The sequence below is a fragment of the Brevibacillus sp. FW301-21C12A genome (genome assembly GCF_058788915.1).
On the sequence record NZ_JBYTBG010000008.1, the window covers coordinates 92,402 to 104,505 of the forward strand.

At 54.0% G+C, this 12,104-nt stretch carries 12 protein-coding genes and 1 pseudogene; 9 read left to right on the forward strand and 4 right to left on the reverse strand.

Annotated features, from left to right (window positions below):
- The first annotated feature begins 239 nt into the window (after window positions 1–239).
- Window positions 240–1,358, forward strand: a complete 1,119-nt coding sequence (locus AC3WQH_RS07775) for a YheC/YheD family endospore coat-associated protein (protein WP_005828121.1) — start codon at window positions 240–242, stop codon at window positions 1,356–1,358.
- 40 nt (window positions 1,359–1,398) lie between these two features.
- Here AC3WQH_RS07775 and AC3WQH_RS07780 read toward each other — a convergent pair.
- Window positions 1,399–1,860: pseudogene (locus AC3WQH_RS07780) on the reverse strand (S1C family serine protease); the annotation flags it as partial.
- Window positions 1,861–2,148: 288 nt separating this feature from the next.
- Here AC3WQH_RS07780 and AC3WQH_RS07785 point away from each other — a divergent pair.
- A complete protein-coding gene (locus tag AC3WQH_RS07785) occupies window positions 2,149–2,691 on the forward strand; it encodes a PadR family transcriptional regulator (RefSeq protein ID WP_005828125.1) in 543 nt (180 codons plus the stop codon).
- Between the two features lie 188 nt (window positions 2,692–2,879).
- Here AC3WQH_RS07785 and AC3WQH_RS07790 read toward each other — a convergent pair whose 3' ends face one another.
- Both AC3WQH_RS07790 and AC3WQH_RS07795 read right to left on the reverse strand, forming a co-directional pair.
- Complete coding sequence (locus AC3WQH_RS07790) at window positions 2,880–3,992, reverse strand: aminopeptidase (protein ID WP_007783187.1); 1,113 nt, start codon at window positions 3,990–3,992, stop codon at window positions 2,880–2,882.
- A 157-nt stretch (window positions 3,993–4,149) separates the two neighbouring features.
- Entirely contained in the window at window positions 4,150–4,242 is a 93-nt protein-coding gene (locus tag AC3WQH_RS07795) for a YjcZ family sporulation protein (protein ID WP_007783189.1), read from the reverse strand.
- 212 nt (window positions 4,243–4,454) lie between these two features.
- Here AC3WQH_RS07795 and AC3WQH_RS07800 point away from each other — a divergent pair, with 212 nt between their 5' ends.
- From AC3WQH_RS07800 to ytxJ, 3 genes are all read left to right on the forward strand, one after another.
- Complete coding sequence (locus AC3WQH_RS07800; protein ID WP_007783191.1) at window positions 4,455–4,688, forward strand: hypothetical protein; 234 nt, start codon at window positions 4,455–4,457, stop codon at window positions 4,686–4,688.
- 251 nt (window positions 4,689–4,939) lie between these two features.
- The gene (locus AC3WQH_RS07805; RefSeq protein WP_005828130.1) at window positions 4,940–5,338 is read left to right on the forward strand and encodes a hypothetical protein; all 399 of its coding nucleotides are present in this window, start codon (window positions 4,940–4,942) and stop codon (window positions 5,336–5,338) included.
- Window positions 5,339–5,482: 144 nt separating this feature from the next.
- Window positions 5,483–5,809 carry a bacillithiol system redox-active protein YtxJ gene (ytxJ, locus tag AC3WQH_RS07810; protein ID WP_492329305.1) on the forward strand — a complete coding sequence of 109 codons (327 nt, stop codon included), beginning with the start codon at window positions 5,483–5,485 and terminating at the stop codon, window positions 5,807–5,809.
- Between the two features lie 103 nt (window positions 5,810–5,912).
- Here the strand turns inward: ytxJ and AC3WQH_RS07815 are convergent, their stop codons facing one another.
- A complete protein-coding gene (locus AC3WQH_RS07815; RefSeq protein ID WP_051353942.1) occupies window positions 5,913–8,090 on the reverse strand; it encodes a cell division protein FtsA in 2,178 nt (725 codons plus the stop codon).
- Between the two features lie 286 nt (window positions 8,091–8,376).
- Between AC3WQH_RS07815 and AC3WQH_RS07820 the strand changes: the two genes are divergently transcribed.
- The 4 genes from AC3WQH_RS07820 (at window position 8,377) to AC3WQH_RS07835 (ending at window position 12,009) form a co-directional block, all read left to right on the forward strand.
- The gene (locus tag AC3WQH_RS07820) at window positions 8,377–9,474 is read left to right on the forward strand and encodes a bifunctional 3-deoxy-7-phosphoheptulonate synthase/chorismate mutase (RefSeq protein WP_005828135.1); all 1,098 of its coding nucleotides are present in this window, start codon (window positions 8,377–8,379) and stop codon (window positions 9,472–9,474) included.
- Between the two features lie 129 nt (window positions 9,475–9,603).
- Window positions 9,604–9,912: a metal-sensitive transcriptional regulator gene (locus AC3WQH_RS07825; protein WP_005828137.1), complete on the forward strand. Its 309-nt coding sequence runs from the start codon at window positions 9,604–9,606 to the stop codon at window positions 9,910–9,912.
- 115 nt (window positions 9,913–10,027) lie between these two features.
- Window positions 10,028–11,038, forward strand: a complete 1,011-nt coding sequence (ccpA, locus tag AC3WQH_RS07830) for a catabolite control protein A (protein WP_492331977.1) — start codon at window positions 10,028–10,030, stop codon at window positions 11,036–11,038.
- Between the two features lie 35 nt (window positions 11,039–11,073).
- Window positions 11,074–12,009, forward strand: a complete 936-nt coding sequence (locus AC3WQH_RS07835) for a 5'-methylthioadenosine/adenosylhomocysteine nucleosidase (RefSeq protein WP_005828140.1) — start codon at window positions 11,074–11,076, stop codon at window positions 12,007–12,009.
- Window positions 12,010–12,104: the final 95 nt, after the last annotated feature.

Here is a 12,104-nt window from a genome sequence, read left to right on the forward strand (position 1 = left end):
GCATGGTTGTGTTATCGCTTATTGTACCAGATAAGCTTGAAAAAAGTAAGTAACGAAGTGTTTGGGGACCGCCCCTCTATGTTGTTGCCTATTGGGCCCGTATGTATGCGGACGAATTTGGCCGACCGCCTGCGGATGGGCCTGGAGGCGATCAAGCCCGATTCGCCAACGAAGCGTTTCGCATGCAGGCAAACGCACATAAACTGTGGCGAACGATTCGAGAAGAAGAGGGTGTTAAGATGCTTCCCAAACGGGTGATCGGGATTTTGACCTGGCGCCAGGGACAGCGCTTTGGCGAGCCGGACTATTTGCGCAAGCTCGTGCTGGCCGGGCAGAAGCTGGGGGCAGAAATCTACCTGTTTTCGCATCAGGACGTACACGGAAAAGAAAAAAAGATCAGAGGCTTTGTGCCGAAAGCAGGGGGCGGCTGGACCAGCCGATGGTTTCCCTGGCCGGAGGTGGTTATTGACCGTTATCGGCGGCGCGTGCCAGAGTACATCCGCATGCGCAACAGCGACCTGTTTTTCTTTGCGAACAGCCCGTTTTCCAAAAAGTGGCGTGTGACGCAACTGCTGGCCAAAGACGAACGGGTCAAACGCTGGATTCCCGAGACGCATTTGTACGAAAAAAAGAAAATGACAAGCATGCTGGCGCGTTACCCGCTGGTGTATGTCAAGCCGGGGAACGGTTCCGGCGGCAAAAGCATTTTGCGGGTAGCGGCTGTCGGCAAGGAATATGCCCTTTCCGGGCGCGACAAGCAGTATCAGGTGCATACGGCCAGGCTGGACAGCAAGGCGGCCGTGGAGAACTGGGTCGGCCGCTGGGTTGCGGAGCAGCGAATTGCCGATGGCAACTTTTTGGTGCAGCAAGGGCTTGATCTCGGGCTGATCCCCAATCATGTGGTGGATGTGCGGGTGTTAATCCAAAAAGACGCGGAAGGCGAATGGAGTGTGACAGGCAGCGGGGTTCGCATCGGGGAGCCAGGCAGCTCCACTTCCAATCTGCACGGCGGAGGACGGGCAGTTCCATTTGTGCCGCTGATCGAAAGCTGTTTCGGGAGAAGGCAGGCGCCGCACACCATCCGGGAATGCCACTTGCTTGCCCATGAGGTGGCGAGCACCTTGGAGGACTATTTCGGCCGGATGATGGAGTTTGGTCTGGACATCGGAGTGGATGTGAACGGGCAGGTGTGGCTGATCGAGGTCAATCCGAAGCCGGGACGCGAAGTTTTTCGCCAGATCGGGGAGCTGGACACGTATGCCACAGCCATCGAGCGTCCGGTGCAGTTCGCGCTCTACCTTGCCCGCAGCAGGCAAAACCGGATGGCTCCGGAGAAGGTGCGCCGCGCCGGAGTCTGAGCGATAGCCTGGTTTTTGTCGCTATGGCAGCAAGCGGGGAACCGACACTGATGACCCATTCACCAACCTTGGTATGAGAAGAGTTGCCGAGCGGCAAAGGGTAAAGCTTGCAGTCCGCGTCAATTTTAATGACAGCATAATCTCTGACTCGATCAGCGATGATGCGCTTGGCTTCGAATACCTTGCCGTTGAACAGCTTGACAAAAATATTTTTCGATTTGCCGATGACATGCTGGCTGGTCAAGATATAACCTCTAGGATGGAAGATAAATCCGGAGCCGAAGCTGCGCTCGGTAGGCGTCGTCGATTTATATTCGTGGTCGATGAGGCTGCGGATCAGGGTATCGACGTCTTTAGCAAGGGGGGCGTCTTCTGTCACGATGGAGACGACTCCCTCCTGAACTCGCTCTACAATCGGAACAAAAAAATTGAACGGGTGCAGACTGCTGCTGCTCACAGGGTACTTTACTCGCGTATATTGGGACCATCTTTTACTTTTCACAAATATCTCCCCCTACAGCAGTAGTTAGGTATATATCATCTTATGGAGGGGCGAAAGGGAAGGGACGCCCAATTTGGTTCGGCCAGTGTGTTATATCATTATTTTTGATTGATATAATAAAGAAATAGCATTGGTATAATTATTAGAATCGAATTATAATACATGTAGTTAGAGAATATTTTGAACATAAAGGCTAAGCAGATGAATACCTGTACTTGTCTGAAAAGAGGGAATAATCTGCCTTGTCTGTAGAGAGAGAAAAAGAAAGATAATGGAGGATGCGAAGAGATGGATGTAAAAACGATCATACTTGGCTTTTTGAGCTACGGAGAGATGAGTGGGTACGATATCAAGCAGGCGTTTTCCAATAGCATTGGATTTTTCTACGACGCCAGCTTTGGAGCGATATACCCTGCGCTGCGCAAGCTGGAGGAAGAAGGACTGGTCACCAAGCAAGAAGTGATCCAGTCTGGAAAGCCCAATAAAATTTTGTACCAGATCACGGCACAAGGAAAAGAAGTGTTCCGTCAGGAAATCCAGACGCCGATTTTGCCTCCGGTGCTGCGCTCCGACATGCTGGTGAAAATTTTCTTCGGCAAGAGCCGCACGCCAGAGGAGCAAAGAGACATGCTGGAAAGCTGTCTGAATCTGCAACGGCAAATGCTTCAGCAAAGCCGGGCGTCTTTTAAAAAGCTGGAACTGCAATTTGACGAATATCAGCGCTTTTGCTGGGAATACACGATTCACCACCTGGAGTCGACGATTGCCTTTTTGGAGCAAAAGATGCCGACTCTCGTGAAGCAGCCAGCCTTGTCCGCTGCCTCCGGCTAAGCATAAGGCCGGCAGATGAGCTTTTCCAACCGATAACCGCATAAGCAAAAGAGGCTTCGCCAGAAACAGTCGGCGAAGCCTTTGTTTTTTGCGCTGCAGCAAGCTGGACACGCTTGGTCCTTCGCCTTTTGTGCAAGCAAAAGGCTTCGCCGGCCGAAAAAAGCATGGCGAAGCCAGGTCCAGACAGCTTACTTCAAGTTTTCCGGGTTGAGGCATTCGAGCTCAGGCACGACGAAGCGGCCGTCTTTGCGGATCAGGCGGTCGTCAAACCAGATTTCGCCGCCGCCCCACTCTGGGCGCTGGATCATCACCAGATCCCAGTGGATCGAGGACTTGTTGCCGTTGAAAGCGTCGTCGTAAGCTTGCCCTGGTGTAAAGTGGAAGCTGCCGTCGATTTTTTCATCGAACAAGATGTCTTTCATCGGGTTTTGGATGTAAGGGTTGACCCCGATCGCAAATTCGCCGACGTAGCGCGCGCCTTCATCGGTGTCGAACACTTCGTTGATTTTTTTCGTGTCGTTCGCGGTCGCTTCAATGATTTTGCCGTCCTTGAACGTCAGCTTGATGTTGTCGTATGTAAAGCCTTGGTACGGGGATGGCGTGTTGTAGGCGATCGTGCCGTTGACGGAGTCGCGCACAGGTGCCGTAAAGACTTCCCCGTCCGGAATGTTGGCTTCGCCCGCGCATTTGATCGCAGGGATGCCTTTGATCGAGAAGGTCAGGTCTGTGCCTGGTCCTACGATGCGCACCTTGTCGGTTTTTTCCATCAGCTCGACGAGGTTGTCCATCGCTTTGTCCATTTTGCCGTAGTCGAGCGTGCACACCTTGAAGTAAAAATCTTCGAAGGCAGCAGTGCTCATGTTGGCAAGCTGGGCCATGGAAGCGTTCGGGTAGCGGAGCACGACCCATCTCGTTTCCGGCACGCGCACGTCGAGCACAGGGCGCATCAGCAGCTTGGAGTACAGTTGCATTTTGTCGCCAGGCACGTCAGCCAGCTCGCTAATGTTGTCGCCGCCGCGAATGCCGATGTAGCAATCCATCTGCTTCATGAAGGAGACGTCTGCCTCGCGCATGACGCCAAGCTGGGTTTCGTTTACGCCGAGCAGCAGCTCGCGCTGGATGCTCTGGTCGATCAGTTGAACGTAAGGATTGCCTCCAGCTTCGTACACTTTGGCAATGACTGCTTTCGTCAAGTCCGTCACATTGCCGACGGCGTAGATTAAAACGTTTTCACCCTTTTGCACGCGGGTGGAGTAGTTGACCAGTACGTCTGCCAATTTTTCAATACGCGGATCTTTCATAGGAAGGGGATCCCTCGCTTTCCATATCATATCAGTATGTATTGTACACAAATCGCATAGAAAAAAGCTACCCATGCAAGGGTAGCGTGCGGAGGAAACGCGTTTACAGGATTCGGTTCTTCATGTATATGCAGCGTCCTGCGCCAATATGGCTATGTCAATCGCAGCCGCAGCCGATGATGACCAGCAGGATAAAAAGAATCAACACTAAGGTGAAATCATCGAGGTCTCCATTGAAAATGCTGCTCATAGGATGAACATCCTCCTTGTTGTGTGTTAAGCCTCTTGTGCTTACATCCATAACATATGGGTTTTTGCACAGTCCCGATACGGGCATTCGCCCATTTTTGGGAAGATTCTTTCAGTTTGGCCCACATCACTTTGCATGTTTATTATTCTGAAAAGCAGGAAAAGCTAGAGGATACGAAAAGACTTTGCAAAAAACGAAAGGATGTTATGGCGATGCAAAGATCATTATCGAGTCTTGCGCACGATCTTGTCCCAATTACCATCAATGTAGGCGAGGATTTCAAATCCATTGTGTGGAAAGCCCAGTACGATATGGATTTCAATACGGAATGCTTGTTTTGCTTTTCAGAGCGCATTACAGGATACCGGGTGGAAGACGAGGCAGGGCATTCCGGCAAGGTAGCTGTCTGCCCGCACTGTGAAAAGGTCAACGCGATTTACGCATAAGCACGGCAAAAGCCGGCAGCCAAAAACGATGCTCTCAAGCTGGAGGGCATCGTTTTTTCGTTTTTTCACGTGCGGGCGCTGGGCTTATATGCGGAGAAAAACGTTTGTTCCAGTGCCAAAAGGACCAGTCTGTGCCGTACTATATCTGCCACTGTATCCACCATGTACCACCTGGCGTTTAGCAGGATTGAAGAAGGCGGTCACGAATAGTATGAGAGGTATACATATGTAGATAGTTAGGGGTGAACTTTGTGCAAAAGAAATGCAGCCGCTGCGGGAATGACATGGAGATCGTCCTGCGCAATGTCGTGTATAAAAAACGGGTGAAAATCATGAATGTGCCCGTACACGTTTGCGTTGACGATTGCTGCGCTCATTCCCAGGTGGTAGATGTGATTAAGGATGATTTGAAATCACTCATGGAGGAACTGGGCCAACATCCGCAGCGCCAGGCGATCGAGTTTGAAGAGTTGTCAGAGTTATCCAACTTATTGGTACTTATTGCTAATGAGAAGGCAGACTCTTCGGTGCGAGAAGTGCTGGGCGAGAGGGTCAACGAGCTTCTGGATCTGTTTTTGTTGGCGCAGTCCCTAGGCGATCAAAAATGGATGCTGGAATTGCGTGAGCGATTGACAAAAATCATGGTATAAGAAAAAAGGAGGCGCTGTTGCAGGCGGCTCCTTTTTGGTATGTCCGCGCGGCCGCTTTTTGCTCCCTGCACCGCAAACGTAGACTTCGCTATCCAGATTTCGCTATACTGAAAACCAATAGCGACTCAAAAGGAGAGATACATGGTGGCACAAAAACAGCTTCATTCGCTCGAGGAACTGGACCAGTTCGTGGCCCAAAAAGGCAAAAAGCTTTTGTTCAAGCATAGCACCATCTGCCCGATCAGCACGTCTGCTTACGAGGAGTTCCAGGCGTACTTGCTGGAGCATCCGCTGGAAGCGGCTGTCATCCTGGTGCGGGAAGATCGCCCGGTGTCCAACGCGGTCGCCGAGCGTTTTGCGATCAAGCACGAATCCCCGCAAATTTTCCTGCTGGAAGACGGCGAAGTGAAATGGCACACGTCGCACTGGAAAATTACCAAGGATGCGATCAGCCAGGCGGTAGGGGCTTAAAAGACATCATCACGCAAAAAAGAGCTGTCGGTTCAATTCCGCAGCTCTTTTTTTGTGCAGATAAATCTTCCTCACGGCTTGGTGAGTCAAGCTTTTCAGATGGCTACTCCCAATACAGCTCCAGCTTGTCTCCGCTTTTCAGCTCGGTCTGGAAGCTGGCTTGCTCGCCGTTCACCAGCATGACAAAACCGGAGATGCTTTCGCTTTCCGGCTTCTCCAGCGAGAAGTTGACAAAGCGGAAGACGTCGCTGAATACAGGCGGAGCGGCTGGCGTAGATTTTACGGTAATCACCGCGCCGTCCGGCACCAGCTCGTCTGCCGCGGCCGCTTTTCCGTCCACGGTGATCGACACTTGCGCCACTGGCAGCACTACGCGTTCGCCGTTAAAGTACACAGTCATCGTCTCCTGGACCCACTCTTCCAGCGGAATCACATCGCGAATGGCCGGCGGCGGAACTTCCTCCAGGCGATAGTGCAGCTCATCGCCTTGCCGCACAGAATCGCTGTAAGCGGCGGGCTTGCCGTTTAACAAGAGGACCGGATTGTGGGAAGGCAGCGTATAAGACTGGCCGTTCACGCTGAAATGCAGCCCGGTTTGCGCAGGCTGTTTTTCTGACGGGAACAGCCCGGCTGACTCCAGCACCTCGGACACGGTGCGGGGGAGGCGAATCTCGACTTCTGCGCGATCGCTCAACTGGTCGTCAAGCTCGGCAGGGGTGCCGTTTACCCGGATCACTGGCCCGAGCGAGAGCGGACGGTCGTTGCAGAGGATGTCCAATGTGTCCAACTGGTCGAGCAGGTCGCGCACCATGACGCTGGCGTCCACGCCGTTAGTTCCGGCGACCACTGTAATGCTGTCCCCGTCGGCAATCGGCGAGTCGAGACTCGCCGCTTCGCCGTTTTTCAAGATGACCGGAGGGGTGCCGTGACCGCCGGGAATCATTTTCATCCTGCCGTTGACGGTGACGCTCATCGCCAGGCCCGGTCTGCCGTAGAGACGGCGAATGTCCAGCCCGGCGGCAATCAAGGAATCGCCCAAGGACATTTTCCGCAGGTCGAAAATACGCAGTGGCGTGTCGTTGACCGTGACGGTGACGTAGCGCAGAGGATGGCGGCGTGCGGCAACCGCGATTCCGACTGGCGTCACAAACTCCGGGCCGCTGAGCGCCGGATTGTCTCCCACGAACTGCTTGATGGCATCGCCGCCTCTGACCGCGACGCGCGCGGCAGGCATGTTCAAAAACTGGGCGACTTTTCCCGTCAAGCCAGGAGTGAGGCTGCCGCCGCCGATCAGCATGACAGCTTGCGGCGCTTTGCCGTTCAGCTCGATGATTTTCGTCGCGATCTTCTCTGCGAGCTGCGAGATGTCAGCCTCAATCGCGCTGGTTATTTCGGCTGCGCTCATCGTATGCTCCATGCCGAGAATGTCCGTGAAGGTGACGGACTCACGGGTGGAGAGCAGGCGCTTGACCTCTTCTGCCATCGGAAAATCGAGCAAAAAGGCATTCATCAGCGCGTCTGTGATCTCGTCTCCGGCTACCGGGACCATGCCGTAAGCCGTAATCGCGCCTTCCTCGGTCAAGGCGACGTCAGAGGTGCCCGCGCCGATGTCGACGAGGGCAATGTTGAGCCTGCGCATGGTCACAGGGATGAGCACGTTGATGGCGGCAATCGGCTCCAGCGTGAGCGCCTGCATCTCCAGATCGCACCGCTTCAGGGCGGCGATCAGCGAGTCGACGACGACCCGCGGGAGGAACGTCGCGATCACGTCTGCGCTGGCCGTATCGCCGCGCTGGTCGATCAGGCTGCCGATCAGCTCTTCGTCCAGATAGTAGTTGACGACGCTGTAGCCGACACAGTAATAGCGCGTGACATCTTGCTCGCGCAGCTCCTTCGCCAGATCAGCCTGTGCTTCCTGCACCGCGGCAAACTCCAGCGCCACGACATCCTCGCGCGTAATAAACGCGTGTCTGGACAACGGCATGTCCACGCGCACGCGCCGGGTGCGTAGCGAGCGGCCGGCTGCCGCCACGGCTACTTGGTGCAGCGGGCCGTGTTTTTCTTCCAGTTCTTCTTTTATTTGCTTGATGACCTTCGCGACAGCGACGACGTCGTGAATCTGACCGTCCAGCATGGAGCGCTCGTCGTGCTCGCGAATCGCGCAATCCAGCACGCGAAACTGGTCTTTTGTCGATTCCACAATCAGTCCGACGACGCTGCGCGTTCCGATATCTAAGGAAAAAATCAGCTCAGGGGAGCCTGGTTCTGTATAGGCTGACAAAGGCAAGTCACTCCCTCGTTTTCGTGTAAATCTGCAGGAATAGATGAAGAAAGCAGTTAGAACATATATCCATTTGATTCGACCCAAGCGACAAAGAATCCTGTCGAAACAAGGAATCTTCCCGTTTTTGGCGAAGAATTTGCAAAGGTAAAAAAACATAAATAATTTACTTTCGCGCTTTTTGGCGCTAAACTGCTGACAAGGGAGTATGAATCGATTATAATAACCCTAATTTATCGCCAACCACCTAGTTGACCCATATAAAAAGAGGAGAGTGGAGAGACACATGGCACACGACCAAATTGAAACCATGCGCAAGCAGATAGACGAAATCAATCTGCAAATCTTGGATTTAATCAACCAGCGGGCGACATTGGTGCAAGAGCTGGGCAAAGAAAAGGAAAAGCAGGGCAGCAGCCGCTTCGATCCTGAGCGCGAGCGCCAAATGCTCAACCTGATCGTGGAAAACAACAAAGGTCCGTTCAACGACAGCACAGTCCGCCACCTGTTCAAGCAAATTTTCCAAGTATCTTTGGAACTGCAAAACGAAGACAAGAAAAAAGTACTGCTGGTCAGCCGCAAGAAAAAAGCGGAAGACACCGTGATTACGGTAAAAGGCGTCGAGTTCGGCGGAAAGAGTCCGATCCTGATCGCTGGCCCTTGCTCCGTAGAAAGCTACGAGCAAGTGAGAGCTGTCGCGGAGAACCACGCGAAGCGCGGTCTGAGAACATTGCGCGGCGGCGCATACAAGCCTCGTACGTCTCCATACGACTTCCAAGGTCTTGGCGTAGAAGGTTTGAAAATCTTGAAGCGCATCGGGGACGAGTTCAACCTCGTAACCATCAGCGAAATCGTGACGCCTGCCGATCTGGAAATGGCAGCCGAGTACATCGACGTCATCCAAATCGGTGCGCGCAACATGCAGAACTTCGAATTGCTGAAAGCAGCGGGCCGCGTGAACAAGCCTATCCTGCTCAAGCGCGGCTTGGCGGCAACGATCGAGGAATTCATCTACGCAGCCGAGTACATCGTCTCCGAAGGCAATGCGCAAGTGATGTTGTGTGAGCGCGGTATCCGCACTTACGAAAAAGCGACGCGCAACACGCTCGACATCTCGGCTGTGCCGCTGCTCAAGCAGGAAACGCACTTGCCAGTATTCGTCGATGTGACACACTCCACTGGCCGCCGCGACCTGTTGCTGCCTTGCGCCAAAGCAGGATTTGCAATCGGCTCCGACGGCGTCATGGTCGAGGTTCACCCGGACCCTGACGTAGCGCTGTCCGATGCGAAGCAACAGCTCAACATTCCTCAATTCAACGAGTTCGTGGACGAATTGCTCGCTTCCGGCCTGTACAAAGGCGAAGTCGTAGCTGCAAGAGGATAACGAAACAGTTTGAAGTGAGTTTGCTGGCCCTTCCTGCGCGCGGGAAGGGCCTTTCTTATTTGACGAACCTTGGGCCGACCAAGTAAGCTAGGATTTAAGTGCTGATATCGGCAAAGGAGGCAATGCCAGATGAATGATCGTGACCACTGCTGCTCGTCTGATCGCGCCACCGTGCGGCCTGATAAAATCAAATCGAATCTCGTCTCCCGGCTCAACCGGGTCGAGGGGCAAATTCGCGGGATACGCGGGATGGTGGAAAAGGACGTCTACTGCGACGACATTCTCAACCAGATCGCGGCTGTGCAGTCCGCCTTGAATGCCGTGGGCAAAATGCTGCTGGAAGGACACATGAAAAGCTGTGTCATCGAGCGCATCCAGCAAGGCGATAGCGAAGTAATTGACGAGCTTTTGAAAACGATGAACAAACTAATGAAATAACGGCGGAAAAGGCCGCAAAAACGATTGCATCGATATACGGCTTGTCGTATCATAGGTGCATATATTTATGAAAATAACTATGAAAACCAATATATAGGGAAAGTGAGGGTGTGTGATGCCGGTTACAATCTACGACGTGGCAAGAGAAGCGGGGGTTTCGATGGCGACCGTCTCCCGTGTCGTCAACGGAAATCCGAACGTAAAGCCGTTGACCCGAAAAAAGGTACTGGCTGCAATTGAACGTCTGGGGTATCGACCCAATGCCGTTGCCCGCGGTCTCGCCAGCAAAAAAACAACAACCGTCGGTGTCATCATCCCGGATATCTCCAGTTTGTTTTTTTCCGAATTGGCGCGAGGGATTGAAGACATTGCTACCATGTACAAGTACAACATTATCCTCTGCAACTCTGACCAGCGGATGGAAAAGGAGCTGCAGCTCATCAATACGCTGCTCGAAAAGCAGGTGGACGGGCTGTTGTTCCTGGGAGCCGAGATCAAGGAGGACCATTTGCAGGCATTGACCAGCACGTCGGTGCCGACGGTTCTGGCTGCGACCCGCGATGCGGACAACGTGCTGCCGTCGGTGAGCATCGACCACTTCCAGGCTGCCTACGACGCGACAGAAGCGCTTGTTTCTCGCGGCCACAAGCGGATCGCGATGATCGCGGGTCCGCCTAACGACCCGCTCAACGGCCTGATGCGCTACGAAGGGTACAAAAAGGCGCTGAAGGACGGCGGCATCGAGCTGGACGAGGAACTGGTGGCGACAGGCAACTACTTCTACGAGTCAGGCTTGTCGACGACGAAGGCATTTTTTGCTCTGTCCGAGCCGCCAACGGCGATTTTCGCCGCCAACGACGAAATGGCGATTGGCGCAATCCACGCCATCCAGGACTCCGGCCTGAACGTGCCGGGCGATATTGAAGTCATCGGCCACGACAACATCCGCCTCGTGGAAATGGTGCGTCCGCGCCTGACTTCCGTGGTGCAGCCAATGTACGATATCGGGGCCGTGGCGATGCGCCTGTTGACGAAGTACATGAACAACGAAAACGTGGAAGAGCACGTGGTGCTGCTGCCGCACCGGATCGAGTACCGGGAGAGCACGAAGCCACAGCAGGCGTAATCGTTCTGCGGATGGACAGCATAGGAGGATGGATGATGCGGTACGGAATTATCGGCGCCATGGATGAAGAAATTGCGCTGTACCTGGAAGCGATGGAACAGACGGCTACGACCGTCAAAGCCGGAGTGACCTACTATACGGGCAAGATGGAAGGAAAAGAAGTCGTGCTGTGCAAATCGGGCGTCGGCAAGGTCAACGCTGCGGTCACGACGCAAATCTTGATCGACCAGTTTCAGGTGGAACGAGTCATTTTTACAGGGGTGGCCGGAGCGGTTCACCCGGAATTGAACATTGGTGATATCGTCGTCTCGACAGATTGCCTCCAGCACGATATCGACGTGACGCCGCTCGGCTTTGCCCCAGGGCAAATTCCTTTTACCGAGCAGTGGACGTGGCAAGCCGACCAAGAGCTGATGCAGCAGGCGATCGAAGCGGGCAAGGAGTTGGAAGCAGGCGTCCAGGTCGTGAGCGGCCGTATTTTGTCCGGCGACCAGTTCGTGGCGAGCCGGGAAAAAGTGCAATGGCTGTATGAGCAGTTCGGCGCTCACTGCACAGAGATGGAAGGGGCCGCGGTCGGACAAGTATGTGCGATGAACGGCGTGCCGTTTGTCGTGGTGCGCTCCATGTCCGACAAGGCAGACGGCTCTGCGCACGTCAATTTTGTCGAGTTTACGAAGCTCGCCTCGCAGCGCTCGTACGCGATTGTCCGCAACATGCTGACCGCCTCCACAGGCGCGGCGCAACCGGGAGTGATCGTCTACTCGACGAAAAACTGCGTCGATTGCGACATGGTCAAGCAATGGCTGACGGCAAAAGGCATTTCCTTCGAAGTGCGCGACGTCATGACCAGCCGCGCTTACCAGGAGGAAGTCGAGCGCTTTGGCTTCATGGGCGTTCCGGTGACAGTCGTCGGCGACAAAGCGGTCAAAGGCTTTGCACCGGCTGAGTTGGAAGCACTTGTGCAAAAATAGCGAAAAACGAAGAAGCGGGAAGAACGGCATCGCAAGGGGATGCGCGGTCTGCCCGCTTTTTTTTGTTCCCTCTTGCCTCTTGCCACGCACAGGAG

Bases quoted from the DNA above. Each gene is read 5' to 3' on its own strand.
- AC3WQH_RS07785 (WP_005828125.1), top strand. From the start codon at position 2,149: ATGGATGTAAAAACGATCATACTTGGCTTTTTGAGCTACGGAGAGATG.
- AC3WQH_RS07820 (WP_005828135.1), top strand. From the start codon at position 8,377: ATGGCACACGACCAAATTGAAACCATGCGCAAGCAGATAGACGAAATC.
- ccpA (WP_492331977.1), top strand. From the start codon at position 10,028: ATGCCGGTTACAATCTACGACGTGGCAAGAGAAGCGGGGGTTTCGATG.
- AC3WQH_RS07800 (WP_007783191.1), top strand. From the start codon at position 4,455: ATGCAAAGATCATTATCGAGTCTTGCGCACGATCTTGTCCCAATTACC.
- AC3WQH_RS07790 (WP_007783187.1), bottom strand. From the start codon at position 3,992: ATGAAAGATCCGCGTATTGAAAAATTGGCAGACGTACTGGTCAACTAC.
- AC3WQH_RS07835 (WP_005828140.1), top strand. From the start codon at position 11,074: ATGCGGTACGGAATTATCGGCGCCATGGATGAAGAAATTGCGCTGTAC.
- AC3WQH_RS07825 (WP_005828137.1), top strand. From the start codon at position 9,604: ATGAATGATCGTGACCACTGCTGCTCGTCTGATCGCGCCACCGTGCGG.
- AC3WQH_RS07775 (WP_005828121.1), top strand. From the start codon at position 240: ATGCTTCCCAAACGGGTGATCGGGATTTTGACCTGGCGCCAGGGACAG.
- AC3WQH_RS07795 (WP_007783189.1), bottom strand. From the start codon at position 4,242: ATGAGCAGCATTTTCAATGGAGACCTCGATGATTTCACCTTAGTGTTG.